Annotated in this window: 21 protein-coding genes; 9 read left to right on the top strand and 12 right to left on the bottom strand. The window is 44.2% G+C overall.

The window, feature by feature from the left end:
• Nucleotides 1–57: 57 nt before the first annotated feature.
• On the top strand, nucleotides 58–663 hold the full coding sequence (cobO, locus tag R7093_RS03425) for a cob(I)yrinic acid a,c-diamide adenosyltransferase (protein ID WP_005380837.1): 606 nt from the start codon (nucleotides 58–60) through the stop codon (nucleotides 661–663).
• 62 nt (nucleotides 664–725) lie between these two features.
• Here the strand turns inward: cobO and R7093_RS03420 are convergent, their stop codons facing one another.
• The 3 genes from R7093_RS03420 to apbC form a co-directional block, all read right to left on the bottom strand.
• On the bottom strand, nucleotides 726–2,813 hold the full coding sequence (locus R7093_RS03420; protein WP_047103439.1) for an AsmA family protein: 2,088 nt from the start codon (nucleotides 2,811–2,813) through the stop codon (nucleotides 726–728).
• Between the two features lie 189 nt (nucleotides 2,814–3,002).
• Nucleotides 3,003–3,644: a uridine kinase gene (udk, locus tag R7093_RS03415; protein ID WP_005380833.1), complete on the bottom strand. Its 642-nt coding sequence runs from the start codon at nucleotides 3,642–3,644 to the stop codon at nucleotides 3,003–3,005.
• A 180-nt stretch (nucleotides 3,645–3,824) separates the two neighbouring features.
• Nucleotides 3,825–4,901 carry an iron-sulfur cluster carrier protein ApbC gene (gene apbC / locus R7093_RS03410; RefSeq protein ID WP_005380830.1) on the bottom strand — a complete coding sequence of 359 codons (1,077 nt, stop codon included), beginning with the start codon at nucleotides 4,899–4,901 and terminating at the stop codon, nucleotides 3,825–3,827.
• Between the two features lie 162 nt (nucleotides 4,902–5,063).
• Here apbC and metG point away from each other — a divergent pair, with 162 nt between their 5' ends.
• On the top strand, nucleotides 5,064–7,139 hold the full coding sequence (metG, locus tag R7093_RS03405; RefSeq protein ID WP_005387290.1) for a methionine--tRNA ligase: 2,076 nt from the start codon (nucleotides 5,064–5,066) through the stop codon (nucleotides 7,137–7,139).
• A gap of 210 nt (nucleotides 7,140–7,349) precedes the next feature.
• Entirely contained in the window at nucleotides 7,350–8,159 is an 810-nt protein-coding gene (locus tag R7093_RS03400) for a hypothetical protein (protein ID WP_017821380.1), read from the top strand.
• Nucleotides 8,160–8,269: 110 nt separating this feature from the next.
• On the opposite strand, the gene fadR is transcribed toward R7093_RS03400, so the two are convergent.
• Nucleotides 8,270–9,109, bottom strand: a complete 840-nt coding sequence (gene fadR / locus R7093_RS03395) for a fatty acid metabolism transcriptional regulator FadR (RefSeq protein ID WP_005380824.1) — start codon at nucleotides 9,107–9,109, stop codon at nucleotides 8,270–8,272.
• 639 nt (nucleotides 9,110–9,748) lie between these two features.
• Between fadR and nhaB the strand changes: the two genes are divergently transcribed.
• Nucleotides 9,749–11,335: a Na(+)/H(+) antiporter NhaB gene (gene nhaB / locus R7093_RS03390; RefSeq protein ID WP_005380822.1), complete on the top strand. Its 1,587-nt coding sequence runs from the start codon at nucleotides 9,749–9,751 to the stop codon at nucleotides 11,333–11,335.
• A gap of 83 nt (nucleotides 11,336–11,418) precedes the next feature.
• Nucleotides 11,419–11,955 carry a disulfide bond formation protein DsbB gene (gene dsbB, locus R7093_RS03385; protein WP_031779052.1) on the top strand — a complete coding sequence of 179 codons (537 nt, stop codon included), beginning with the start codon at nucleotides 11,419–11,421 and terminating at the stop codon, nucleotides 11,953–11,955.
• 79 nt (nucleotides 11,956–12,034) lie between these two features.
• On the opposite strand, the gene R7093_RS03380 is transcribed toward dsbB, so the two are convergent.
• Entirely contained in the window at nucleotides 12,035–12,652 is a 618-nt protein-coding gene (locus R7093_RS03380) for a YecA family protein (protein WP_033905759.1), read from the bottom strand.
• Between the two features lie 170 nt (nucleotides 12,653–12,822).
• Between R7093_RS03380 and dusC the strand changes: the two genes are divergently transcribed.
• Entirely contained in the window at nucleotides 12,823–13,782 is a 960-nt protein-coding gene (dusC, locus tag R7093_RS03375) for a tRNA dihydrouridine(16) synthase DusC (RefSeq protein ID WP_017633856.1), read from the top strand.
• Nucleotides 13,783–13,833: 51 nt separating this feature from the next.
• Here the strand turns inward: dusC and R7093_RS03370 are convergent, their stop codons facing one another.
• From R7093_RS03370 to yfbV, 6 genes are all read right to left on the bottom strand, one after another.
• Nucleotides 13,834–15,294, bottom strand: coding sequence for a sensor domain-containing diguanylate cyclase (locus R7093_RS03370; protein ID WP_054576223.1), 1,461 nt, complete (start codon nucleotides 15,292–15,294; stop codon nucleotides 13,834–13,836).
• Nucleotides 15,295–15,468: 174 nt separating this feature from the next.
• On the bottom strand, nucleotides 15,469–17,295 hold the full coding sequence (gene malZ, locus R7093_RS03365) for a maltodextrin glucosidase (RefSeq protein ID WP_054576224.1): 1,827 nt from the start codon (nucleotides 17,293–17,295) through the stop codon (nucleotides 15,469–15,471).
• A 141-nt stretch (nucleotides 17,296–17,436) separates the two neighbouring features.
• Nucleotides 17,437–18,231 carry an ABC transporter ATP-binding protein gene (locus tag R7093_RS03360; protein WP_005387275.1) on the bottom strand — a complete coding sequence of 265 codons (795 nt, stop codon included), beginning with the start codon at nucleotides 18,229–18,231 and terminating at the stop codon, nucleotides 17,437–17,439.
• Complete coding sequence (locus R7093_RS03355) at nucleotides 18,228–19,163, bottom strand: ABC transporter permease (RefSeq protein ID WP_012841584.1); 936 nt, start codon at nucleotides 19,161–19,163, stop codon at nucleotides 18,228–18,230. The genes R7093_RS03360 and R7093_RS03355 overlap by 4 nt, the downstream gene beginning before the upstream one ends.
• A gap of 174 nt (nucleotides 19,164–19,337) precedes the next feature.
• Nucleotides 19,338–20,303, bottom strand: coding sequence for an ABC transporter substrate-binding protein (locus R7093_RS03350; protein ID WP_017633858.1), 966 nt, complete (start codon nucleotides 20,301–20,303; stop codon nucleotides 19,338–19,340).
• A 330-nt stretch (nucleotides 20,304–20,633) separates the two neighbouring features.
• Nucleotides 20,634–21,086: a terminus macrodomain insulation protein YfbV gene (yfbV, locus tag R7093_RS03345; protein WP_005380809.1), complete on the bottom strand. Its 453-nt coding sequence runs from the start codon at nucleotides 21,084–21,086 to the stop codon at nucleotides 20,634–20,636.
• A 347-nt stretch (nucleotides 21,087–21,433) separates the two neighbouring features.
• Between yfbV and R7093_RS03340 the strand changes: the two genes are divergently transcribed.
• From R7093_RS03340 to R7093_RS03330, 3 genes are all read left to right on the top strand, one after another.
• Nucleotides 21,434–22,630, top strand: a complete 1,197-nt coding sequence (locus R7093_RS03340; RefSeq protein WP_005380807.1) for an acetate kinase — start codon at nucleotides 21,434–21,436, stop codon at nucleotides 22,628–22,630.
• A gap of 136 nt (nucleotides 22,631–22,766) precedes the next feature.
• Entirely contained in the window at nucleotides 22,767–24,911 is a 2,145-nt protein-coding gene (gene pta / locus R7093_RS03335; protein WP_033905765.1) for a phosphate acetyltransferase, read from the top strand.
• Between the two features lie 342 nt (nucleotides 24,912–25,253).
• Nucleotides 25,254–25,676 carry a hypothetical protein gene (locus R7093_RS03330; protein ID WP_054576225.1) on the top strand — a complete coding sequence of 141 codons (423 nt, stop codon included), beginning with the start codon at nucleotides 25,254–25,256 and terminating at the stop codon, nucleotides 25,674–25,676.
• A 114-nt stretch (nucleotides 25,677–25,790) separates the two neighbouring features.
• Here the strand turns inward: R7093_RS03330 and R7093_RS03325 are convergent, their stop codons facing one another.
• Nucleotides 25,791–26,738 (bottom strand): glutathione S-transferase family protein, encoded by a 948-nt coding sequence (locus R7093_RS03325; protein ID WP_318146502.1) that lies wholly within the window; start codon nucleotides 26,736–26,738, stop codon nucleotides 25,791–25,793.
• Between the last annotated feature and the right edge of the window lie 104 nt (nucleotides 26,739–26,842).

Raw genomic sequence — 26,842 nt, 5'->3', positions numbered from 1 at the left:
AAATCAATGAACCCAAATTAGCTTGGACACAGCACGAAAAGGAATTGAGGAAGTATTATGTCTATCGAAGAAAATAAAGAAGCACGCCATAAAGCTCGCCAACAAAAAGTCAAAGAACAGGTAGACGCAAAAATCGCTGCTGCTCAAGAGGAAAAAGGTCTGCTACTGATCATTACCGGAAATGGTAAAGGTAAATCGACATCAGGATTCGGTACGATCGCACGCGCAGTGGGTCATGGTTTGAATTGTGCTGTCGCGCAGTTTATTAAAGGTACTTGGGACAACGGTGAGCGCAACCTACTTGAGAAACTCGGCGTTGAATTCCAAGTAATGGCAACCGGCTTTACGTGGGAAACTCAAAACAAAGCCGCTGATACCGAAGCAGCGCAAGGCGTATGGCAAGAATGTAAGCGCATGCTGCAAGACGACTCTATCGATGTCATCTTGTTTGACGAGCTAACTTATATGGTGAGCTACGGCTACATCGACTTAGACGAAGTGGTCGAAGCACTGAGCAACAGACCTAAAATGCAGTCGGTTATTATTACTGGGCGTGGCGCACATCGAACCCTGATTGAAATGGCCGATACCGTTTCTGAAGTGAAAAATGTAAAGCACGCATTTGAATCTGGCGTAAAAGCCCTCAAAGGCGTCGATTGGTAACACTCGCAGAGTAATTTAAAAAGGGTTGGCAAAATGCCAACCCTTTTGATTTTCACGCACGGTTAGTTGAAAAGATTCTTCAATAAACCATCGACCGCATCTTTGGTTTTCTCGTCTTTGATTTTGTCCGTTAGCTTCTCTACGCCACGGTCGATTTCTTTCTGAGCTTTCTGCTTCAGAACATCATCGAATACGAGCTTGAATTTAGGATCTGCCCACTTACCAGACACATTGATTGGAATCGTGATGTCTTTCAGCTCATCTATATCTTTACCGCCCTGGCCTTCTAGGCTACCTACAACTGACGTGCTGATAGTAAAGTCGACTGTTTCATTGATGTAGTTTGCGGTACCTTTACCACGAACACGTAACAATGGAGACTGAGCTTGCATATTATCCGTTGATACAACACCTTTGTTGAGTTTCAATGTCGCCGTCATCGCACTGAAGTCTGTTTTCTTAGCTTCATTGGTGCCTTCAACTTTTTGCCCTTTAAATTTCGCATAGTTTTCACGAATCAACTGAGCAACGTTGATGCCATTCACCGCACCGTCAGCAAAATTGATAACAACCGTACCAGATAGATTCTTCTTGATACCGGTAGGCGTGAGACTCTTACCTGTAACATTCACATCAATGTTACCTGTTCCTTCAAGTTTGTCGTTTTCAGCAACGTCTATAAGTAGCGGTTGAACTTTCACGCCTTTGATTGACTTTTTAACACTGTAAGTCGCTGGTGATTGGCGTGCATCTAACTTCGCTGTCGCTGAGATTGAGCCTTGGTACAACTTCGAACTAAAAGATGTAAGCTCAAACACGCCACGATTTACAGTGAAGCTCGTTTTTACCGCTTCCATCTTCGCATTTGCCGCTTTGAATTTGTCGATGGTAATGTCACCCTTTACATCTAACGTTTTCAACGCAGACAAATCAGGCTCAACCTCAGGTCCGGCAGGAGCACTCTCGCCACCAGAAGCAGGCTTATTACCTTCGGCAGCTTGCTTATCTAACCCTAAAAACTCATCAAGATCGATATTGGGGCTATGGAGAGCAAAGCGTACTTTAGGAATATCACCGAGTGTCACATCTGCCTTACCATCTAGGGCGATAGCATTCGCTGTTAACTTCTCTAGAACAAAACTCAGATGGTTTTTCGTTAGGTCGAAAGACAGATCAGACACCATGTCGACTTTCATCGGGGACTGAGGTAAAGCATCACCCTCAAAAGTCGATTTAAGAGTTAACTTATCCAACTGTACTTTGCTGATAGCCTTGTCCACGCTAAGTTGACCAGCACCCTGCATATCTAACTTCATACCACCAGCGACACCCTTAATGGCATAAGTCAGGTTATTTACTTTATCGAATTCAAACGTGTCTAAACCGATCGTTGCCGATTCAATTTTATTGGCAGGGTCAGAGTATGTCGCATCAAAGTTGATGTTCTTTAGCGCGTAGTTTGCCAAACCTTTTTCTAGCTTAAAGTCTGCCTGACCTTTCGCGGTGAACTTTTGGTCGTTCATTTCGCCCTTCACGCCAAAATCAGCCGTTGTCCAGTTGTCAAAAGCGAATTCGGAAAGGTTTAATGAAATATCATAAAGTTTGGTGTAACTACCGGCTTGCTTATCCTGCATTTCTAATGAACCGTTAGAAACCGTAACGCCAGCAAGATTGATACTCCAATCAGAACCAGAAGTTTGCGTTTCACCATTTTGCGTAGGCGCAGCATTGCTCTCTTGTTCTGCTTGTTGTGTTTGGGCTTTCGTCAATGCATCAATATTCTTGCTGCCATCTTTCTTGGTTTCAATGTAGAACTCAGCACCATCAAGCGTGACGTTTCCAATTTCAAGCTGTTGACTAAAAAGTGGCATAACAGAGATGTCTACACCAACGGTATCAACTTTGAATAAATTGGGTTTACTAAAGCCTTGTGGGTTTCGCAATTCTGTATGTCCCAACTCAAAGCCAATTGATGGGAAAAATTGCCAACTGATATCCCCTTCAATCACCAACTCTAATCCCGTTTGCTTTTGCGCTTGCTCAACAATAAGGGGTTTAAACTGATTCGGATTGACGAAGATGGTTAACGCTAAAATTGCGACCAAAATGACCACAATCGGTATTGCTAGAATTAAGAGCAGTTTCTTCATTTGTTTTTCCTTGCTCGAGTGTTTTTACAATTATAAGCGCAGACTCCATTTGCCGCTGACAGTTCCACAAAAGCGTGAAAAGTGTCTGGTTTTAACCTGCAACTGACTAATTTAAAAACAAAAAAAAGAAGTGGCACTTAAGGTGCCACTTCTTCTCCTAAAAATAAAGCGATATAGCCGTCTATAGGCTTAAGCTTTCAAAAGTCTTGCAATGTGAGCTTTTAATACATCAATTGCGATACGGTTTTTACCACCGCGAGGAACAATAATGTCCGCATATTGCTTAGAAGGTTCGATAAACTGCATGAACATCGGACGTACTGTTTGTTGGTATTGCTTAAGAACAGACTCCATAGTTCGGCCTCGTTCTTCCACATCACGCTTAACACGGCGAAGCAAGCAAATATCTAACGGTGTGTCCATAAATACTGTCGCATGCATCAAATCACGAAGACGAGGGTCTGTAAGAAGAAGGATACCTTCTAGAATGATCACCTTTTTAGGTGTCATTGTGGTGGTGTTAATTGTTCTTGTGTGCTCAGTGTAGCTGTACTCAGGCACTTCTACTGCTTCACCACGTACCAATTTTTCTAGGTGCTCACACAGTAGGTCGTGGTCCAACGCACTCGGGTGATCGTAGTTCGTCTTTACTCGCTCTTCCATGCTTAGGTGGCTTTGGTCGTTGTAGTAGCAATCTTCCGTGATGACACCGATTTGATGATCGCCTACTTTCGCGCGAAGCTCATTATAAATAGTGCTCGCGATCAGACTTTTTCCAGAAGCAGAAGCGCCAGCAATACCTACGATGACGCATTGATTATTATCAGACATTAGTTTGCACCCGATGATGATTTCTAGTCACATAAAAAGATAAACTGCCTGATTATAGGGAGTTCACCCCATAGTTACTAGTTGGAATTAGGGTTTAGTCATAAGTTTCTGCCTGCTCAGAGGATTAACCTCCGAGCAAACGTTAAAATGTGCAATTATCAACCAACAGGCATAGTAAACTTAGTTCACCATTGTAAAGCTAATCGCATCTGGTTTTGCTTTGCCTTGCCAAAACATCGTGCTACATACGCGATCGGCAAGTTGCTTATAATACCCTGCATGCTCACTTTCTGGGCGTCTTGCTACCGTTGGCACGCCAGCGTCAATATCTTCTCTCATAGAGATATGAAGCGGAATTTGTCCTAACAATGCTAAGCCAAATTCTTGCGACATTTTTTCAGCTCCGCCCATACCAAAAATATGCTCTTTCGCGCCACATTGACTACAAATGTGATAACTCATGTTTTCCACAACACCAATAACCGGGACATGGACTTTGTTAAACATTGCCGCTCCCTTCCTTGCATCGGCAAGGGCTAAATCTTGCGGCGTTGTGACTAGCACGCTACCTGTTACCGGAATTTGTTGTGACAGAGTCAATTGAATATCCCCCGTACCTGGCGGCATATCAATCACCAAATAATCCAAATCTGGCCAATCTGTTTCAGTTAATAACTGCGACAATGCTTTTGAAGCCATTGGACCGCGCCATATCGCCGCTTCTGATTTATCCACCAAATAACCAATAGAATGAGTATAGATGCCGTGAGCAAAAATGGGTTCCATCCACTTGCCATCACGAACTTCTGGTTTAGCATCTTCTTGCCCCAACATCATAGGTACAGACGGACCATAGATATCTGCATCCAACAATCCCACTTTCGCCCCAGATTGAGCAATCGCCAACGCTAAGTTAACTGCGGTAGTAGATTTACCAACGCCACCTTTCGCAGAACTGACGGCAATGATGTTCTTAACACCCTTAACCGAGTTAGCCACTTGAGTTTCTAAAGCTTTAACTCCAAGGCGAATATTAAATGGGAATTCAGCCACTTTACCCGAGGCTTGCTGCTGTTTGATCCAGTCATGCAGTACGGTTTGAAGCTCATTACTTGCGAATGGCAACGTTATATCAATAGAACCCTGTGTCGTAATCGAAATTGCGCCATGAATATCTGCCCAGTTTTCCACCAACTGTGGATGTTGGAATTGGTTAAACCAGTGACAAAAATCTTGTTTTGAAGTGAACTGATGCATAAGCCCTCCTTTTAGATGTCATGCTACCACCGTCCAGGCTCAACCAGAACCCCAAAAAAACTAAGGCATTCCGCAGTTTGACACCTTGGAGTTAGTCAGTTCATGGGGTAGTATTATCCATCAAAATTTATTTATACCTATCAAGAAAAGCGAATATTAAGTATGGCAAACGATCCAAAAAACTTTCCGTCAAGGAAAATGCTGGTAACTTGTGCCCTTCCGTACGCTAACGGTTCGATCCACCTTGGTCATATGCTTGAGCATATCCAAGCGGACATTTGGGTTCGTTACCAACGCCTACGCGGCAACACTGTAAACTTCATCTGTGCTGACGATGCTCACGGCACGCCAATCATGCTTAAAGCGCAACAGATGGGTATTACTCCTGAAGAAATGATTGCCGCAGTTAGCGAAGAGCACCAAAAAGACTTCGCTGGATTTGATATCAGCTTTGATAACTACCACAGCACACACTCAGATGAGAACCGTGAGCTAGCGTCACACATTTATCTTGAGTTGAAGAAAAATGGCTTTATCTCTAGCCGCACTATCTCTCAGCTGTTCGATCCAGAAAAAGAGATGTTCTTACCGGACCGTTTCGTAAAAGGTACCTGTCCAAAATGTAAGTCTGAAGACCAGTACGGTGACAACTGTGACAACTGTGGTGAGACTTACAGCCCAACAGAACTGATCAATCCTAAATCTGCGGTTTCTGGTGCGACGCCAGTAATGAAAGATTCAGAGCACTTCTTCTTCGACCTGCCTCAGTTTGAAAGCATGCTAAAAGAGTGGACTCGCTCTGGCTCGCTACAAGCTGAAACAGCGAACAAAATGCAAGAATGGTTCGAATCTGGTTTGCAGCAATGGGATATCTCACGTGATGCACCATACTTTGGCTTCGAGATCCCTGGTGAGAAGAACAAATTCTTCTACGTATGGCTAGACGCGCCTATCGGCTACATGGGCTCTTTCAAAAATCTATGTGACAAGCGCGACGACCTAGATTTCGACGAGTATTGGAAAAAAGACAGCTCAGCAGAGCTGTACCACTTCATCGGTAAAGACATCGTTTACTTCCACAGCCTATTTTGGCCAGCAATGCTAGAAGGTTCTGGCTTCCGCAAGCCTAACAACGTATTCGTACACGGTTACGTAACCGTAAACGGCGCGAAAATGTCGAAGTCTAAAGGTACGTTCGTAAAAGCAAGCACTTACCTAGAGCACCTAGACCCTGAGTGTCTACGTTACTACTACGCTGCGAAGCTAAACAGCCGTATCGATGATCTAGATCTTAACCTTGAAGACTTCACTCAGCGCGTAAACGCTGACGTTGTTAACAAGATCGTTAACCTGGCATCTCGTAACGCAGGTTTCATCGCGAAACGTTTTGAAGGCAAACTGTCTGACAACTTTGCAGAGCCTGAACTTTACAACGAATTTGTTGCTGCTGCTGACCGTATCGCTGAGCTTTACGAAACGCGTGAGTTTGGTCGTGCAATCCGTGAAATCACGGCATTGGCAGACAAAGCTAACCAATACGTTGATGAAAAAGCACCGTGGGTTGTAGCAAAAGAAGAAGGCAAAGATCAGGAACTACAAGACATCTGTTCTGTCGGTATCAACCTGTTCCGCGTACTGATGACTTACCTGAAACCAGTAATGCCATCGCTAGCTGCGCGTACTGAAGCGTTTCTAAACCAAGAGCTAACTTGGGAAAACATCGCTGCTCCACTAACAGGCCACGAGATCACTAAGTTCAAAGCACTGTTCAACCGTATCGATCCGAAGAATGTTGAAGCGATGATCGAAGCGTCTAAAGAAGATGCGGCGGCAGAAATGGCGGCGAAAGAGAAAGCTGAAGCGGAAAAGAACAAGGCTAGCCAAACCGAGCTAGACAAAGAACCAATCGCTGAAGAGATTGAGTTCGATGCTTTTGCCGCAGTAGATATGCGTATCGCTCGCATCATCTCTTGTGAAGAAGTACCAAAAGCCAACAAACTGCTTAAGTTCCAATTGGACATCGGTGGTGAAACTCGTCAGGTATTCTCTGGCATCAAGTCAGCTTACAAACCTGAAGAGCTAGAAGGCAAGCTAACGGTAATGGTAGCAAACCTAAAACCTCGTAAGATGAAGTTTGGTATGTCTGAAGGTATGATCCTAGCGGCAGGCCCTGGTGGTAGCGACCTGTGGATCCTTGAGCCACACGAAGGCGCTCAACCTGGCATGCGCGTAATGTAAGTTGTAGCTTTACGATCAAATTTAAAAAGTCCTCGCCAGTTCAGCGGGGACTTTTTTTGACTGAATTCACACTTTTGGGAAATTTGTGCACCAAACTTGTACAGCATCTTTCCCGTCACAAGCCTAACTCACTGTTTTAGTAGAAGTTAATTAGTGGCATCAAAACTGCAATCTTCCTTGTTAGGTCCAAACACTAACAAGGAGTTGGTTATGTTTGTTTTGATTTCCACACTATTGTCCATCGCTATTTTAGCCGGAATATATCACTTATCTTCTAAACGAGAGCAGCAACATGCGCGCAAATATCAGCTGTTAACATTGTTGCGAGATGTTGTTCACCTTCTGAGACACCACCGAGCTGCTACTCACTACTCGCTTCAATTCCAACAAAACGATCAACAAAAATTGGACGCTCTTCATGATGCTCTGACTAACAAGCTGCATCTTTTAGTCGAAACATCACGGTTTGAAAACAAACCCATGTATCGCGTATTACAGATTAAAGTAGGGAAACTACTTGAACAATGGAATGACCATAGTGTTGCAAGAAACCAGATGGAGCATGGTAAGTTAATTCGTCATTGCTTGTTTTTGATGGATGAAGTAACCATCGCATGGCTAGCGGTTGAACAAAGAGATGACTTGCATAATGAGTATCACATGAACTGGCAAAACATTATGGATAGCTTGGAGACCCTGACTCAGTTACGAATCAGCATTCAAGATTTAGGAGAGCAAGGCGGAAATGAGCGTTTCAAAAATTATGCATCGGTCATGATGCGTAAGCTAAACCAACTAGCGGTTATCGCTCCACTTAGCATTACCTCTCCTGCTTCCACGCGCTCAATACAGACGCTAAATGAATACGTGACAGGGAGTCATGTCGACTTAACAGAAGCAGAGCTTTATGGCGTCACATCGGACTTGTCATTGACCATCTTCAATACTTACGACCATGTCCTTTCAGATGTCGTAGAGTCATTATATCTACCGTTACCCAGACTCTCACTAGCAGGATAAACGTTCCATACCTTATTATTGGTGCTTGGTTCATCGCCGACTTATAAATAAAAACAAAAAAACCGCAGGCCTAAGGCACTGCGGTTTTCGTTTATTCAACTTGTCAGCGCTTAGCTGTCGTCTTCCGTGAAGTTCGTTGGTAATTGCTTTTTCATTTCGTTCCAGATCAACGCACTTTCCATACCATAATGACGAATCACTACTGGTAGTTGCTCACGCTGGCCACTTTCACAAGTTTCGAGCAATTGATGGTAAAACTTCAGAGCTAGCTCACGAGAAGCTGGATTTGAGAAGTAGTAGCTACCGACACGATCGTAGAGCTTCTTCAAACCATTAAAGATCAAACCGTAAATTTGATTTCCTGAATGGAATGCTAGGCGCTGGAAAAGCATATAATCGTAAAAGTTGAACGTTTTAGCAATCAAGATTTCTTGACGCTTCGCTTCATCTTTCTCGTTATCTTCTTTCACATTCTGCAGAACTTTTTCAGCATACGGCGAAGAAGCGATGAATTCGTCCCAGGAAGCCGCATTCATTAAAGCTTCACAAGATTCGATTACGTTCTTAATTGTACGCTCAGAGCTCTCTTTGTTCGCTTTAAATGCATAGCGCATAAAGATAGGACTGATGTTGGTACGTGCCGCAAGCAGATCTTCTACAATGTTTGTCGCATTATCAACGTCTAGCGTCATTAAAGTATCCAAAATATGCAGGCCAGAGGTCTCCATAAATTGGTTAACTTTCGTAGGTTTGCCGTGCTGGATAGTTAACCATCCGTCACGGGCTAGTCGTTGAAGAACCTCTCTTAAAGTCGTTCGAGTAACACCAATCAGTTCGGACAGCTCGCGCTCAGCAGGTAAAATTGAGCCTGGAGGAAAACGGCCGTTCCAAATGCTCTCGATAATATATTTTTCTGCGAATCCCGCAGGGCTTTTCGCCTTTATGACCATTCTACTTTTTATCCAATATTGATTTCTGAGGGTCGATACTACTCATCATACCACTACTTAGCGGTTTGAGAAAATTTACGATCAATAGTGGAAATGACTCCATAACATAGAGTTAATACTCTATATGTTGTGTCAATTTAAGAGGCTCTAACATGCGAGCGAAAGCAGTAAAATATGAATTTTCATTTAATTAAACAGCTCACAAATCTCGGAGAAATAAAGACAACCGTGTCACATTTTTATATTCAAAATATGAAAAATTACTTTGTATATCACAGTTAATATTCTTTCTTAATTTGCCTTTTCTCGTCACTGACCGTCATTTAAAATCCAAGAGGATTTTTTTAAGACTTTCATGGTATAGTAACGCCGTTTTGATCGCGTTATTACATTTAAAAAGTCATTTTAGTCGGTAGCATCACGTTTTGTTATTGACTAATAAATGCCTGAGTGTAGAGTTTGCGGTCGAAAGTGAGCGGTGCTTGAGTTCAGGGGAAGTAACTTGGCAAGACTACAATAAACAAAGGATTGTTGTTTTGCTAAGTTATTGTTTTTAAAGACTAGTTAATAAGTCTAACAAACAGATACTTAAGCACTATTGTAGTGTCTATTCATAATTTTGTTATAAAGAGAATTATCATGCCGATATCGCTCGGAAACGCTTTTATCAAGAACTTCCTTGGTAAAGCGCCTGATTGGTACAAAGTTGCCATTATAGCCTTCTTAATAATTAACCCGATTGTATTCTTCCTAATAAACCCATTTGTAGCTGGATGGTTGTTGGTCGCTGAATTTATTTTCACGCTAGCAATGGCATTAAAATGCTACCCATTACAACCTGGCGGTTTACTTGCTATTGAAGCCATTGCTATCGGCATGACTAGCCCTGCGCAAGTTAAGCACGAATTAGTAGCAAATATCGAAGTACTGCTACTTCTGGTGTTTATGGTTGCGGGCATCTACTTCATGAAGCAGCTATTGCTGTTCATTTTTACCAAAATTTTACTTGGCATTCGCTCTAAAACCCTACTATCACTCGCGTTCTGCTTTGCTGCGGCATTTTTGTCTGCATTTTTGGATGCCTTGACGGTTATCGCCGTTGTTATCAGCGTGGCGATCGGCTTTTACTCTATCTATCACAAAGTAGCGTCTGGTAACCCTATCGGTGACCATGACCATACACAAGATGACACGATCACTGAACTAACGCGTGATGACTTAGAAAACTATCGTGCCTTTTTGCGCTCTTTGTTGATGCATGCTGGTGTAGGTACTGCCTTAGGTGGCGTAACCACGATGGTTGGTGAACCTCAAAACTTAATTATTGCAGACCAAGCGGGTTGGTTATTTGGTGAATTCCTAATCCGTATGTCTCCAGTGACACTACCTGTATTTTTCTGTGGTCTCATCACTTGTGCTTTAGTTGAAAAGCTTAAAGTGTTTGGCTACGGCGCGAAGCTTCCTAATAACGTTCGTCAGATCCTCGTCGATTTTGACCGTGAAGAGCGTAAAACGCGAACAAATCAAGATGTCGCAAAACTCTGGGTTCAAGGTCTTATTGCGGTTTGGTTGATCGTTGCACTCGCTTTGCACTTAGCGGCTGTCGGCTTAATTGGCCTTTCTGTGATCATTTTAGCGACCGCATTTACTGGTGTCATTGAAGAGCACTCCATGGGGAAAGCGTTTGAAGAGGCCCTGCCCTTCACTGCACTGCTTGCTGTATTTTTCTCGATCGTTGCTGTAATCATTGATCAAGAGCTGTTTAAACCAGTCATCGATGCGGTGCTTGCCGTTGAAGATAAAGGTACTCAGCTAGCTCTGTTCTATGTGGCGAATGGCTTATTATCTATGGTGTCGGATAACGTGTTCGTTGGTACGGTTTACATCAATGAAGTAAAAACTGCACTCATTGAGGGCCTCATTACTCGTGATCAGTTCGACTTACTGGCGGTGGCAATCAATACTGGTACTAACCTGCCTTCTGTTGCAACGCCAAACGGTCAAGCGGCATTCCTATTCTTACTCACATCGGCTCTCGCTCCATTAATTCGTCTGTCTTACGGTCGAATGGTTATCATGGCGCTGCCTTACACCGTCGTTCTTGCGATTGTCGGTCTGATGGGAATCATGTTCTTCCTAGAGCCTGCAACAGCTTCTTTCTACGAAGCTGGTTGGATTTTACCTCATAGTGGTGATCTGACTCCCGTAGTATCCGGTGGTCACTAAAATTTGAGTTGATTAGGAAACTTATCCACGATAAAAAGCTCTGAGTATTCAGAGCTTTTTCTATTTCAGACAGGAACAAAAACGTGACTATTTTAAATTCACTTAACCAGTTTTCAAAGGGACGTTTATCGTGGCTACTGCTTCTGCTATTCGTCGTTTTCTTTGAAGCATGTGCCCTCTATTTTCAGCACGTCATGATGCTTGCACCATGTGTCATGTGTATTTATGAAAGAGTCGCGATGATGGGAGTGGGCGTCGCTGCAATGGTTGGTATATTGGCACCCAAGAACCCAATTTTCCGCTGGCTAGGTTTGATAGGCTGGGGATTAAGTGCTTACAAGGGTTTGTTACTTGCAATGCAGCACGTTGACTACCAGTTTAATCCATCACCATTCGCGACTTGCGATTTATTCGTCACATTCCCTAGCTGGGCTCCGCTCAATCAGTGGGTTCCTTGGATGTTTGAAGCATATGGTGATTGCTCTAAGGTTGTGTGGCAGCTCCTTGATTTATCAATGCCACAATGGTTAGTAGTAATTTTTGCAGGCAATTTAATCGCTTTGGCATTAATTGTAATTGCACAATTCTTCCCTGCAAAACGCGTTAATCCAATTCGTTAATCCTACTGACGCGTAAAAATTAACAAAAAGCCGACCATCTGGTCGGCTTTTTGTTAAGTGGATAGCGCGGCGATTCGATTTAGCCGCGTGATTGACCACAGCACTGCTTGAATTTTTTTCCGCTCTCACAAGGACAGGGATCATTGCGCCCGATACCTTTGAATGGGTTTAGGCTTTGAGCTTTATTGCCTACCATCAACTCATCCGCGCCCAGCGCGACTTCACCGACCATTAAATCAAGCTGGTCGACTAAATCTGTCAGGGCCGGTGGCGTTTCAATACCTGCGTCACGCATCTGTTGCTGCGTTGCTGGCTCATCGATCGCCAGCATCAAAGTGGTCAGTAATGCTTGCAGCATACGCTGTAATCCATCATTGAGCTCAACGTCTTGCCACTGTTCTTCAATCATTGGCCAAACAGACATAAAGCCTTCGGCAAAATCAGCAAGTTGTTCAGGTTCTTTGCCTGTTAGCTCTAGCACGGAATATTCGTTTCGTTGAATTCGGTTATGCTGCTTGTGAATTTGCTCTTCCACAGCTGGTTGAATCGCTTTGAATCCCTCACCTAATAGCGGCTCTAACCACTTTTCAGGAGCGAGTGGTTTTGTCGTCAGATTCGCAGCTAACACTGCGCCTTCGATAAATTGGCAAGATTCATCGACGTGAACTTCACCTTTTTCAATCAATGTGTATTGCATGACATCTGGTTTCCCATAAATTTGGCGGCATTATACCTCAGAGCTCAAAAGCACGTAACCTAACGTTGTGTGTTTGACTGCATTGGGCGCTTCGACTCTTTTAATGACAAACTTAACTTACATCGCTACAATCGCCCTCCTTTTTACCACCAAACTGTATTAGGCAAGCTATGCGAGTAGTACTAGGCCCAATGGAAGGCGTTTTAGATCATTTGATGCGCCAAATCCTGACCGAGATAAACGACTATGACCTGTGTGTTACGGAGTTTGTTCGCGTAATCGACCAGCTATTACCCGATCATGTATTTCACCGTTTATGCCCGGAGCTGTTGCAAGGTTCTCAGACTGCATCTGGTGTGCCAGTACATGTGCAATTGTTGGGACAAGAACCAAACTGGATGGCTGAGAACGCAATTAAAGCGGCAAATCTTGGCGCCAGAGGTATTGATATAAACTTTGGTTGCCCAGCCAAAATGGTCAACAAAAGTAAAGGTGGTGCTGCTCTACTTCAGCATCCTGAGCTCATTCACCGTGTGGTTAAAGCTTGTCGAGAAGCCGTTCCAGAAGCCATTCCCGTAACTGCAAAAATTCGTCTTGGCTGGGAGAACCCTGAAGATTGCTTTGAAATTGTCGATGCCATTCAGTCTGCTGGCGCAAATGAATTGACCGTACACGCACGTACTAAACAAGGTGGTTATAAAGCTTCTGAGATAAAATGGGATTACATCAACCAAATTCGCGAACGTTTCGATATCCCACTGATAGCGAATGGTGAAATTTGGAATTATGAAGACGGTCAACGTTGCATTGAAACGACTGGCGTTAACTCTTTGATGGTGTGCCGAGGCGCTTTCAATATCCCTAACTTAGGCAATATGGTAAAACATAACCACCAGCCAATGTCATGGCCCGAGGTGGTTGAGTTGCTCATCTATTATTCCAAGTTTGAGATGAAAGGCGATAAAGGCTTGTATTACCCAAACCGCGTAAAACAATGGTTCTCTTACTTACGTCAGGCTTATCCTGAAGCAAAAGACCTATTTAGAGAAATCAGAACGTTCAACAAAGCCGCACCAATTGTTGAGCATATTCAACGCTACCGCGATGACTTAAACTCTCAGGTTGCATAACTCCCGAACACAAAAAAGGACGAATATCTCGTCCTTTTTTGTACCTAAATCCTAGTAACAGATCTTATTTTTGCCGGTACTTTTGGCTTGATATAACTTTTCATCCGCCGCTTTAAACAATTCATCAAAGTTTTCTACTCGGCTCTCTTTACTAAACACCACACCGCCAGAGATCGTAAAGCCTTCTTTCGTTACGCGTGTCGAGCGCTCATCTATGGCTTTTTTTACTCTGTCTAAAATGAGTTTAATGCCTTCTGAATCTTCGTCATAAATCGCTAAAACGAATTCTTCGCCACCAAACCTTGAGGCAACATCGGTATGGCGAATATTTTCACGTATACATTTTGCAACAAGCTGAATTGCAGAATCACCGACATCATGACCATAGGTGTCGTTGATCTTCTTGAAGTTATCAATATCGAACACTGCCAAAGCAACCTGTTTTTTTGTCATCTTATTACGCCACACGGTTTGCATACCTCGACGATTCAATAAGCTGGTCATTGGGTCTCTTGCTGCCAGTTCTTTAAAGTAACGTCGCTCGCTATGCATATTCACATAGAACAAGACGACGGTACTCAGCACGTAAATAAATAGTGCGACAATAAGGCTGTATTTTTCAAAAACCGCTAGGTTCTTAGCTTCATCCCAAAGGTTGTACTCGTAGTACATGCTGTGATTCGCACTCAATCGCTCTAATTCGACTGGTTTGATTCGTGTACTGTTTGAAGGAATGGATTGTAAATTGGAAACCAAATGAAACTGACCAACAAGACCTAGCGACGAAGCCATGAGCGTATTGATGTCAAAATCAATAGACAAAACACCTTGATGTTCTCCTTTCTCATAGACGGGTACCGTCATACTAATGACTTGACCTTCCATCGAGTCCAACACAGGCCCTGGTCCAGCCAAGGTAATGTTCACTTTATCTTGCGCGGTTTTTTGCCAAAAAGGTCGGGCTTTTAGCGTTGACAAAAGCTCTCTTGTGAAATTTTTTGCGTAGGTATCGGGTGAGGAGATAACGTAACCGCGCTTGTCAATGTAATGGATTCCAACAATGTGCGATTCAATATCGTGCAGAAATGACAAGGACGGCGCAAAACCCGCCTTTTGTTCAGCTAACTGGTTAATCGTTGAACCTTGCTGGCATAAGCTTTCGTCCCCTACGATCATATAATCAAGGTCAACCGCAGGTAACCCTTCACTATAAACACTATCGAGTAATAACACATCTATAGGCCAAAGATAACAAAGCCCTTCTTTGACTAAAGAATTATGTTCTTCAAACAGTGGGTTAGCGTAATTGGTATAGTTGGTGAAGCTGTAATCTAAAGCCGTGAGTACTTTAATACCGCGAGACATTGCACGCTCGATACGCGAATACTCAGAATCGATATAGCGGTTAACCGCATCATAGTAATTTTTCGTTGTCACGAGTAAAACCACTACAAATAACGCCAGAGGAAAAAAGATGACAAATGAGAGGCTAAATCGCCTTTGGTTTACCATTGAGTACCATACATATGAAAGGTCAATAGTCTCTTATGACTGCTATTAAATTGATACTCGTTATCTGGTGACGCATGCAATGCAGCACCAGATAACAAGAGACCAAACAAATGTGTGCGCGCTGTTTGAGACCGTTTATATATTAAAGGAGTTTAATCAATATAGAGTGTGGTGTCACTTTAGTCGCCATAATTTGCAGCTCTGTGCAGACATATTGACAGAGATATGACCTTTATAATCAACCTGTTCTGTGTCATCTAACAACGATACAACTTGGCTAACCTCCAAGCCCAGTTGCCACATAGGTAAATCGATTGAACATTCATTACCACTGAGATTAATCATTACAACGACTGCTTCACGACCCAGTACACGTGCGTACGCCAACAGGTTGTTAGTGCAATGAAGCCATTGAATACAGCCCGACTGTAAAGGCTTACATTGTTTACGTATCTTGATCCATTGTTGGTAAAGCGATAGCCATTGTGAACTTTCAATTTCATTCCAAGGAAAACAGCGACGATTATCTGGGTCTAGACCTCCTTCTAGACCGACTTCACTCCCGTAGTAAATACAAGGCGTGCCAACGTAAGTCATAAGCATTGCTAGCGCGATGTTCATTTTACGCTTATCACCATCAACCAGTGTGATAAAACGAGCAGTATCATGACTATCGAGTTGATTTAGCTGCGATAGCTGATTCGAAAATGGAATTTTTGCTCTGGCTTCGTCCAACCATGCTTTAAACTCCAAACCATCAATGTTGATTGGTTCATACATAATATCTTGCTGCGCGATAAAAGCTCGAACTGGATGAGCAAAACCGTAGTAGTTCATCGCCCCATCCTCTTGATCACCTTGCAACCACTGCGTTGCTTCAAAAAAGTGCTCACCTAACACATAAGCATTCGGGTTTACTGACTTAGTCGCATTACGAAACGCTGCCACATAATGAGCATTGTTTTTCGCGCCGTCTCCTTCGCCAAGCATATGGATTACATCAAACCGCCAGCCATCAACCAAGTACGGTGGCTTCAGCCAATACTTGATGACAGAATCTTCACTTTGGTAGATGTAGTCGCGCACCTGTTCATTTTCAAAGTTCAGAACCGGTAAGTTACCAATGCCTTTCCAACCAATGTAGTGATTGGTTTCACCTTCGAAAAAGTAGTAATCACGGAACTTTGACTGCGGATTGCCATACGCTCCTTCTCCTTTTTGTTGGATATCAAACCAAGGATGATGCACTGACGTGTGGTTAAACACCGCGTCTAAGACAATCTTCATATTCTTACCACGGATTTTCTCACACAGTTCAGCAAACTGATCGTTGGTGCCGAGCATAGGGTCAACAGTGAAGTAATCGGTGGTGTCATATTTATGATTACTTGGTGAAGAAAAGATCGGGTTGAAATAAAGCGCAGTAACGCCGAGCTGTTCAAGATAGTCCAACTTTTGTTCTACACCTTTGAGGTCGCCGCCAAAGAATTCACGCGCCCCGGTATTTTGGTGAGAGCCTACCGCGTCTCCCCACGCCTTGACAATCGATGCAGAATCATACTGCGCATAAGCGTGGCGAATATCAGACTCACTTTTACTAGCAGAAAAACGGTCAGGAAAGATTTGATAGAAAACTTGCTCTTGGACCCAGCTTGGTGGTTGATGGTTTACATTCAACTTAAAGTGGAACTCTTTGGGTGGAATACGCTTTTGCACACCCCGTGCATCGAGCCAGTATTGTTGTCCGTCTTTGAGGATCTTAAACACATAATGTGTGACATCTCGATCTCGATTTGGTCGAAACGATGCCTCCCATAGTAACAATTCCCCAGCTGTTCCAATTTGAGCCATGTCGACCAGATATTCTTCATTGTCCGGCTCAATACGCACATAGACGGAATCAAAATCCAATGTCTCGGTTTTCAGCCTGACTGTAACTTGCTCGTCATTAAAAGCTAAACCATCAATAGTTTGACTATGAAAAATAAATGGCAGGTTCATTATGGGCACTCCTCGTCATCGGATATGCCACTATTTTATTGAAGAATTAGAGACAAGAAATCCTCCCTGCGAGTTGACATATCAGCCAATTTTCGCAAGGAGGATCACACTTAGTAGGCGTAGTGACTTGTCGGATACCGCTTAGTTCAACAAAAGACTGTCATCTGCCAGCTCTTCACCACGCACTTTGGAGAACATATCCAACAAGTCTGGTACTTGCATGTTAGCGCGCTGCTCTCCAGCCACATCAAGCACAATTTCACCTTGGTGAAGCATTACGGTCCTATCGCCACATGCTAATGCGTCTTTCATCGAATGCGTCACCATCATCACGGTTAAATCGAACTCATCGACAATACGTTTAGTTAAGTCGATAACAAACGCCGCCATACGAGGATCAAGCGCAGCCGTGTGTTCATCAAGCAACAACAACTTACTCTCCGATAACGTCGCCATCACAAGGCTAACGGCTTGTCGTTGTCCACCAGACAGCAACCCAATGCTATCGCCCAAGCGGTCTTCTAAACCAAGACCGAGGATGCTAATTCGCTCTTGGAACAGCTTGCGACGTTTGGTAGAGAGCGCCAACCCCCAGCTGCGTTTTTTACCACGCATGTGCGCTAGAGCCATGTTCTCTTCTATCGTCAGTTCACCACAAGTCCCGGCCAATGGATCTTGAAACACTCGGGCGCATTGCGTCGCACGTTGGGCAACCGTCTGCTTGGTGACGTCTTTGCCATCAATGATCACCTGACCACCTATCATCGGCGTCTCACCTGTCACCGCACCAAGCAACGTCGATTTTCCTGCGCCATTAGAACCAATCACGGTAAGAAATTGATGCTCTGGAACCTCTAAAGAGACGCCTTTCAATGCACGATTTTCCAAAATCGTCCCAGGGTTGAACGTGACCTGAATATTATTTAGTTCGATCATAATGCCTCCCCAGAACCATTTTTTGATGCCGCTTGTTTAGCATCAGTAACGCGTTGTTTCGCTCTCATGCTCTGTTTTAGCTTTGGAGCAATAAGCGCCACAGCCACCAATACTGCGGTAACCAGGTTGAGGTCTGAAGCTTGTAAACCAAACATGCCAGAGCTCAAAGCGAAAGCCACTGCAAGGCGATAAAGTACCGAACCGATGATGACCGCAAATACCGCAACCCAAATCTTGCGCCCGGGAATAAGGGTCTGCCCCAAAATCACAGCTGCCAAACCAACGACAATGGTGCCCACGCCAGAGGTCACATCCGCAAAGCTGTTCGTTTGTGCAAACAACGCGCCTGCGAATCCCACAAACCCGTTGGATAAAGCCAAGCCAAAGTAGGTATAAAAGCCAGTGCTCGCCCCTTGCGCAGAAACCATACGCGCATTCACACCCGTGGCTCGTAAACCAAGACCAAAGTCGCTGTTCAGCAGGCGAATGACAAAGAAAGCGGACAGAAGAACTAAGACCCCAACAACCAGAGGGCGAATAAACATCGCATCGCCCAATGCTTCAAACGGAGTGAGAATCGTATCCTCTCCAAGCAACGCCATATTAGGTTTGCCCATAATACGAATATTAATTGAAAATGCAGCGATCATGGTAAGAATGGAAGCTAACAGGTGTAAAATACCACACCGAACAGCCAGAAAAGCGGTTACCCACCCCGTCATACTACCAGCTATCATCGCCATTATTGTCGCAAGCCAAGGATTAATACCTGCGACAATCGCCGTTGCAGCCACCGCCGCTCCCATTGGAAAGCTGCCATCCACACTCAAATCGGGGAAATCGAGAACACGGAACGTAAGATACACACCCAGAGCGACTAGGCCATAAATCAAGCCAATTTCGAGTGCACCAAAAAAAGCAAATGCAGACATAACTGCTCCTTTCTGCATGCTCAGGCTGGCTAATACCAACCTGAACTTAAGACTTCTAACGTATACTCCCCTTCTTCTCTAGCAGAATGCTCTACACGAGAAATCCGGCGAGTATCAATTTTGGGGCAAGCGTCTACCAACCAACGTGACAGGCTTAACCCCAAAAAGCGTTACTTATTGCATGCTTGTCGCACGTTCAACCACAGAACTTGGCAGCTTGATACCGAGCTTAGATGCTGCGCTTTCATTAATTACAAGGTCAGAGCCCGTCGCGACTTTTACATCCAGCTTGCCTGGTTCTTGACCATCAAGAATCGCCGCCACGTAATCCGCGGTTTGTACACCAACCTGGTAGTAGTCAAAACCTAAGCCTGCAATAGCACCCTTTTCGACATACGACGTCGCGCCACCAAATACAGGTTTCTTCGCTTGATTCGCTGCCACAATCATCCCTTCAATCGCACTTGCAACTGTATTGTCTGTTGGGGCGTAAAGAATGTCTGATTTCGCTGCAATCGCTTGAGTCGCAGACTGAACATCAGCACTTTTTAGTGCGGTCGCTTCAACCACTTGTATGCCTTTTGCTTTTGCGCTTTCTTTTAATAATTCAACTAAAGTCACGGCATTAGCTTCACCGGGATTAAATACAACCCCGATGCTTTTCACCTGAGGAAGAATTTCTTGGATGAGATCGACATGCTGAGCAACGGGTGAAAGATCAGACAGGCCAGTTACGTTTTTGCCTGGTTGTTCCATCGACTTAACCAATTTCGCACCAACCGGATCTGTTACCGCAGTAAAGACAACAGGAATAGAGCGAGTAGCCGACACCAAAGCTTGTGCCGAAGGTGTCGCGATGCCAACTAACACATCAGGATTTTCACCGACGTACTGACGGGCAATTTGCACCGCAATCGCTGGATTACCCTGTGCGGTCTTATAATCAAATTCTAGATTTTTGCCTTCTTCGTAGCCTTTCGCTTTCAAACCATCAAGCAATCCTTGGCGCGTCGCGTCTAACGCCGGGTGTTCGACAATCTGTGAAACTGCGACAGTTGCAGTGGCGGCCAGTACATTGGTAGAAGAGAAAATAGCAGTAGCTGATAGAACGGCAGTGGCTAATAAACGTTTCGTTTTCATCATAACTCCTTGATGTGACTTCGTCCTTGTTTCACGAGCTTTCAATATGTGTATCGACTCGTGAATTCAAATGTTTGAAGGCGGTATTGTTGTGTTCATATAACTGTGCACTTCTTGCGCATCTTGTTTTTATTATTACTACTAAGTCTTAGTAAAGAAAAGAAAGATTTAACACTAAAGCAACATTTGTGATCGGGGGGACTTCTTCATCCGGAAAGAATCTTTGGTAAACAAAGCTTCGCTCGCTTCATCAACGACCGTCAAAGTAGGTAATAGAGGCAGGATCAAAAATGGAGCGGCCAGTGCACACTCCATTTCAAACAATTTAAATTAGAACCAACGCTCTAATGACGATTTATCGAGCTGGCGAAACGCTCGGTTCAGTATTATCGCAAGCTCTTTGTAACGAGGGCGAGCTTTGACAGGCTCTAATGCAAAACCTGTTTCCACAATTTTTTGATGCAACTCCCGATACCAAGAGGCCAAAGAAGGCGGCAATTTCGTGTTGGATCGAGCACCAAGCCACCAAATGCCTTGAAGTGGCAAGCTAATCGCAAACAAGGCAACAACAATGGATTGAGGTAACGCGTGGTAATTGTTGAATGCCATTTGAGTGAGTACGCTGATCGCAGCAACGGCCGGCATGACTTTAATGCCAAAGCGAGTCGCCTTAATGATACGCTGTTCCGGAAATATGGCGCTTAGCTCTTTACGAACTGGCCAGATCTCCATGTAATTCTGGCCATCTTTCAGGCTATGGATCAATCCGACTTTATTACTCATACCGCTCTCTCACTAAAAAATAGTTGAACATTTCAACTGAAGGTACAAAAAATTGATGAAAGTTAATATTCTTTCAAATTTTTTTTGTTATCATTGCTTATTATCGCTATCCTTTGCAGACCCTCAATCTCATTGTTGCTGTTATTTACAATTTAAGCAACTCCGAGATATCTATCTGCACGGATCGCATCATAGTGATGGAAGGGTTCATCACTATTTCTTTATATGGAATTAGAACAATTTTTGACCAGGATTAGTGCGCAGCCTTCTGGGTATCGGCTATTCTTGTGATTAATTTTTCATTCTTTAACTGATTTTTTTATCAGACGAATAACAGGTAGTCATACATGTCTAAGCTAGTTTTAGTTTTAAACTGCGGTAGTTCTTCTCTTAAATTTGCCGTTGTTGATGCCGAGAACGGCGACGAGCACTTGTCAGGTCTTGCTGAGTGTCTTCACCTTCCTGAAGCTCGCATCAAGTGGAAACTTGATGGCAAGCACGAAGCTCAACTAGGCAATGGTGCAGCTCACGAAGAAGCACTAGCGTTTATGGTAGAAACTATTCTTGCTTCTAAGCCAGAGCTTAAAGCTAACCTAGGCGCAATCGGTCACCGTATCGTTCACGGCGGCGAGCAGTTCACTCAATCTGCACTAATTACTGATGAAGTTCTAAAAGGTATTCAAGACGCTGCAACATTTGCACCTCTTCATAACCCTGCTCACATCATCGGTATCGAAGCGGCTAAGAAAAACTTCCCAGAGCTGAAAAACGTTGCTGTATTTGACACTGCGTTCCACCAAACTATGCCTGAAGAGTCTTACCTATACGCTCTTCCATACAACCTATACAAAGAACACGGTATCCGTCGTTACGGCATGCACGGTACTTCTCACTTGTTCATCACTCGTGAAGTTGCAGGCCTACTAAACAAACCAGTTGAAGAAGTAAACATCATCAACTGTCACCTAGGTAACGGCGCATCTGTATGTGCGATCAAGAACGGTCAATCTGTAGACACTTCTATGGGTCTTACTCCACTTGAAGGTCTGGTAATGGGTACTCGCTGTGGCGACATCGACCCTGCTATCGTCTTCCACCTACACGACGCTCTAGGTTACTCTGTTGATCAAATCAACACGATGCTAACTAAAGAGTCTGGTCTTCAAGGTCTAACTGAAGTGACTTCTGACTGTCGTTTCGTTGAAGACAACTACGGTCAAAAAGAAGAAGCAACACGCGCAATGGACGTGTTCTGCCACCGTCTAGCTAAATACGTTGCTGGCTACACTGCTTCAATGGAAGGCCGTCTAGACGCAATCACTTTCACTGGCGGTATCGGCGAGAACTCTGGCCCTATCCGTGAAATGGTTCTAAACCGTCTTGGCATCTTCGGTATCGAAGTAGATAGCGAAGCTAACCTTAAAGCTCGCTTCGGCGGCGAAGGCGTTATCACGACTGAAAACAGCCGTATCCCTGCAATGGTTATCTCTACTAACGAAGAGCTAGTCATCGCTGAAGACACTGCTCGCCTGACAGGTCTTTAATTGAATTCCTGGCTAGCCACTCGGCTAGCCAGATTTTCATTCAAACGAATTTCTTAGGGGCTCAACTCCTATTCTTCGAGCTTCATGGAATAAGAGTTGAGCTTTTATCCCCCAAATAGCTAAAGGTACTCTACGAATGTCTCGTACTATTATGCTTATCCCTACTAGCGCAGGCGTTGGCCTAACAAGCGTTAGCATGGGTGTTCTTCGCGCTATGGAGCGTAAAGGCGTTAAAGTTTCTTTCTACAAGCCAATCTGTCAGCCACGTTCAGGTGGTGATCAGCCAGATCTGACTTCAACTATCGTTGGTCGTAACAGCGATATGAAGATCGGTGAACCAATGGCGATGTCTGTTGCTGAAAGCCTAATCGGTAACGACAACATGGACGAGCTGCTAGAAACCGTTGTTGAACGTTACAACCAAATCAACAAAGACGCAGACGTTACGCTAATCGAAGGTCTTGTACCTACTCGTAAGCACCCATTTGCAAACCAAGTAAACGCGGAAATCGCGGCAACACTTGGTGCAGAAATCGTGCTAGTTGCGACTCCAGGTACTGATAACCCTGCGCAACTGAAAGAGCGTATCGAAGTAGCATGTTCTAACTTCGGCGGCACTAAAAACAAAAACATCTCTGGTGTTATCATCAACAAGCTAAACGCTCCTGTTGACGAAGCTGGCCGTACTCGCCCTGACCTATCTGAAATCTTTGACGATGCAGACAGCGCGAAACAAAACGAATTGAAAGTGATGGAAATTTTCAACACTTCTCCAATTCGTGTACTAGGTTGTGTGCCATGGAGCATTGATCTGATTGCGACTCGTGCAATCGACATGGCTAAACACCTGAACGCAGATATCATCAACGAAGGTGACATCAACACTCGTCGCATCAAGAGCATCACTTTCTGTGCACGTTCTCTGCCAAACATGATTGAGCACTTCAAACCGGGCTCTCTACTTGTTACTTCTGCAGACCGTCCTGATGTTATCGTTGCTGCTTCTCTTGCTGCAATGAACGGTGTGGATATTGGTGCTGTACTGCTAACTGGCGGTTACGATATCCCTAGCGAAATCGAAGGCCTATGTAAACCAGCATTCGACACTGGTCTACCTATCTTCAAAGCACAAGGTAACACTTGGCAAACGTCTCTAAACCTACAGAGCTTCAGCATCGAAGTACCTGCAGACGATAAAGAGCGTATCGAGTTCATCAACGAACACGTTGCTGGCCACATCGACGGTAACTGGATCGAGTCTATGACTGAAGGCACTCAGAAGTCTCGTCGTCTAAGCCCACCAGCGTTCCGTTACCAGCTAACTGAACTTGCTCGTAAAGCAGGTAAGCGTATCGTTCTTCCAGAAGGTGACGAACCACGCACTGTTAAAGCAGCAGCAATCTGTGCTGAACGCGGCATTGCAGACTGTGTACTTCTAGGTAACCCAGATGAAATCCGTCGCGTAGCGGCTCAACAAGGCGTTGAGCTAGGTACTGGTGTAACCATCATTGATGCAGATGCTGTTCGTGAAAACTACGTTGCTCGCCTAGTTGAGTTGCGCGGTGCGAAAGGCATGACTGAAGTTGTGGCTCGTGAGAAGCTACAAGATTCAGTATTCCTAGGCACAATGATGCTTGAGAACGACGAAGTTGACGGCCTAGTTTCTGGTGCTGTTCACACTACGGCGAACACTATCGTTCCTCCGTTCCAAATCATCAAGACGGCACCAAATGCGTCTATCGTATCTTCAGTATTCTTCATGCTTCTGCCTGATCAAGTACTGGTTTACGGTGACTGTGCAATCAACCCAGATCCAACTGCTGAACAGCTTGCTGAAATCGCTATCCAATCTGCTGACTCTGCAGCAGCATTTGGTATCGAACCACGCGTTGCAATGATCTCTTACTCTACTGGTGAATCTGGTAAGGGTGCAGACGTTGATAAAGTACGTGAAGCAACAAAACTGGCTCAAGAGAAACGTCCTGATCTTATCATTGACGGTCCTCTACAGTACGACGCTGCTATTATGGAAAACGTTGCTGCTTCTAAAGCACCAAACTCTCCAGTTGCAGGTAAAGCGACAGTATTTGTATTCCCAGACCTAAACACGGGTAACACAACTTACAAAGCGGTACAACGTTCAGCTGACCTAGTATCTATCGGTCCAATGCTGCAAGGTATGCGTAAGCCTGTAAACGACTTGTCTCGTGGCGCGCTAGTAGACGACATCGTGTACACCATCGCTCTAACAGCTATCCAAGCAGACCAAGAAGCTAAATAATCGCTTCTAACATCTAGTTGGATATAGATACAAAGCCCTCGATTCGTCGAGGGCTTTTTCTATTGCTGGCCAGAACACTTATTTGTTTTTTATACCAATCACTGCACAACCTATAATTACTGGTGCACAAAGCTTTTCTTCCTATCGCCCCCCATACCTAATCGACATTGCTCGTGCTTGTTCTTACACCGATTGACCCACTCCCCAAAATGCATTGGCTCCAAAGCAGCACGGTCCCTGTTCAATTTATCGACATTATTTACGTTTTAGCTAAACTTTTTTGCTAGGAAATACGTAAAAGCTACTGCAATGCACAAACTCATTGACTGCTAAGGAATATATATGAAGGATTTCATCAATACATCACTGATAAAGTTTGGTTTAGCTGCGTTTCTGATTAGTTTTTCTTCATTCAGCTTTTCCGCCCCGAGTATTAAAGGCGTCGATCAAGATATGTCCGGAGGAACGGTGACCGCTGAAATGGCTCATGCTGATGACAATGGGTGGATGGTTGTCCACCGAACAGACGAATCAATGAAGCCTGGTCCTGTTATCGGCTACGCTCCGTTAAAAATGGGAAAGAATGAAAACGTAAATGCAATTTTGATGGAACCAGTAGAATCAGGCGATATGCTGATGTTAATGGTCCACGGAGAGAAAGGTGGCATGAAGACTGGTGTGTTTGAGTATACGCTCGGCGTTAAAGAGGACGGTCCTGTAAAAGTGGACGGAAAGCTAGTGATGGACATCGTACGCGCTAAGTAAGGTGGCGATGAATGAAAAAGTAAACTTCCTACTCCCGGTATTTAGATGACACAAAAGTACTTAACGGCATTGCTAACCGTTAAGTACTTTTTCATTTGCGATGGAAGCAGCAAACTAGCCAATCCTTTCTCTTCCATGAGGAGTATTTAGGTCTAAATCAGGCCCTTTTGGTACAACTTGCGTCGGATTAATCCCAGTGTGGCTGAAGTAGTAGTGGCGTTTAATGTGATAGAAATCCGTCGTATCTTCGACGCCTTCAACTTGATACAACTCTTTTAAGTAGCCTTGTATATTTTCGTAGTCTGCGACGCGCTGCTTGTTACACTTGAAATGCCCCACATACACCGCATCAAAACGAATAAGAGTCGTAAACAAACGCCAATCCGCCTCAGTAATTGTGTTCCCTGCTAAGTAACGATGCGTCGCTAGGTGAGCATCGATTTTATCTAACGCATTAAACAAAGAATCAAACGCTTCTTCATACGCCTCTTGCGTAGTCGCGAAGCCACAACGATACACTCCGTTGTTGACATTCGGATAAACAAAATCGTTCCACTCATCAATAACGTGTTTTAGATGTTCTGGATAGTAGTCGTCGTGATTCCCTGTTAACGCATTGAACTCCGAGTTAAACATGCGAATGATCTCTGACGACTCGTTTGACACAATAGTATTGGTCTTTTTATCCCAAAGTACAGGCACGGTTACGCGGCCCGTGTAATCGGGTTTGGCCTGCGTGTAAATTTGATACATGCGCGTGTGACCAAACAATGGCTCAGGAAGCCCCATTTGCCAACCTTGGCTGAGCATATCAGGGCAAACGACCGTGACATCAATATGTGGTTCTAAACCTTTCAGCTTGCGGAAAATGAGGGTTCGATGTGCCCAAGGACAAGCAAGAGAGACATACAAATGGTATCGACCGGACTCTGGTGTAAACTCCGCATCAGGGTCGTTTTTAACCCAGTTACGGAATCCGGCATCTTCGCGCACAAATTTGCCACCATTTGATTTTGTGTCATACCAGACATCTTGCCAAACACCTTCAACCAACTTACCCATGATTGCTCTCCTCTCGTTCTGTTTGTGTCTATATTAGCGTTTCCTATCAAACAGAGAATCATCGAACTTAGGACATCATGTTCAAGAAATTCGAATGTATAAAT

The organism is Vibrio sp. 1580 (genome assembly GCF_033340055.1).
This window is presented reverse-complemented; position numbering and strand designations above follow the sequence as displayed.

Excerpts from the sequence above, each read along its gene's own strand:
- cobO (WP_005380837.1), top strand. The coding sequence starts at position 58 with ATGTCTATCGAAGAAAATAAAGAAGCACGCCATAAAGCTCGCCAACAA.
- R7093_RS03420 (WP_047103439.1), bottom strand. The coding sequence starts at position 2,813 with ATGAAGAAACTGCTCTTAATTCTAGCAATACCGATTGTGGTCATTTTG.
- udk (WP_005380833.1), bottom strand. The coding sequence starts at position 3,644 with ATGTCTGATAATAATCAATGCGTCATCGTAGGTATTGCTGGCGCTTCT.
- apbC (WP_005380830.1), bottom strand. The coding sequence starts at position 4,901 with ATGCATCAGTTCACTTCAAAACAAGATTTTTGTCACTGGTTTAACCAA.
- metG (WP_005387290.1), top strand. The coding sequence starts at position 5,064 with ATGGCAAACGATCCAAAAAACTTTCCGTCAAGGAAAATGCTGGTAACT.
- R7093_RS03400 (WP_017821380.1), top strand. The coding sequence starts at position 7,350 with ATGTTTGTTTTGATTTCCACACTATTGTCCATCGCTATTTTAGCCGGA.
- fadR (WP_005380824.1), bottom strand. The coding sequence starts at position 9,109 with ATGGTCATAAAGGCGAAAAGCCCTGCGGGATTCGCAGAAAAATATATT.
- nhaB (WP_005380822.1), top strand. The coding sequence starts at position 9,749 with ATGCCGATATCGCTCGGAAACGCTTTTATCAAGAACTTCCTTGGTAAA.
- R7093_RS03380 (WP_033905759.1), bottom strand. The coding sequence starts at position 12,652 with ATGCAATACACATTGATTGAAAAAGGTGAAGTTCACGTCGATGAATCT.
- dusC (WP_017633856.1), top strand. The coding sequence starts at position 12,823 with ATGCGAGTAGTACTAGGCCCAATGGAAGGCGTTTTAGATCATTTGATG.
- R7093_RS03370 (WP_054576223.1), bottom strand. The coding sequence starts at position 15,294 with ATGGTAAACCAAAGGCGATTTAGCCTCTCATTTGTCATCTTTTTTCCT.
- malZ (WP_054576224.1), bottom strand. The coding sequence starts at position 17,295 with ATGAACCTGCCATTTATTTTTCATAGTCAAACTATTGATGGTTTAGCT.
- R7093_RS03360 (WP_005387275.1), bottom strand. The coding sequence starts at position 18,231 with ATGATCGAACTAAATAATATTCAGGTCACGTTCAACCCTGGGACGATT.
- R7093_RS03355 (WP_012841584.1), bottom strand. The coding sequence starts at position 19,163 with ATGTCTGCATTTGCTTTTTTTGGTGCACTCGAAATTGGCTTGATTTAT.
- R7093_RS03350 (WP_017633858.1), bottom strand. The coding sequence starts at position 20,303 with ATGAAAACGAAACGTTTATTAGCCACTGCCGTTCTATCAGCTACTGCT.
- yfbV (WP_005380809.1), bottom strand. The coding sequence starts at position 21,086 with ATGAGTAATAAAGTCGGATTGATCCATAGCCTGAAAGATGGCCAGAAT.
- R7093_RS03340 (WP_005380807.1), top strand. The coding sequence starts at position 21,434 with ATGTCTAAGCTAGTTTTAGTTTTAAACTGCGGTAGTTCTTCTCTTAAA.
- pta (WP_033905765.1), top strand. The coding sequence starts at position 22,767 with ATGTCTCGTACTATTATGCTTATCCCTACTAGCGCAGGCGTTGGCCTA.
- R7093_RS03330 (WP_054576225.1), top strand. The coding sequence starts at position 25,254 with ATGAAGGATTTCATCAATACATCACTGATAAAGTTTGGTTTAGCTGCG.
- R7093_RS03325 (WP_318146502.1), bottom strand. The coding sequence starts at position 26,738 with ATGGGTAAGTTGGTTGAAGGTGTTTGGCAAGATGTCTGGTATGACACA.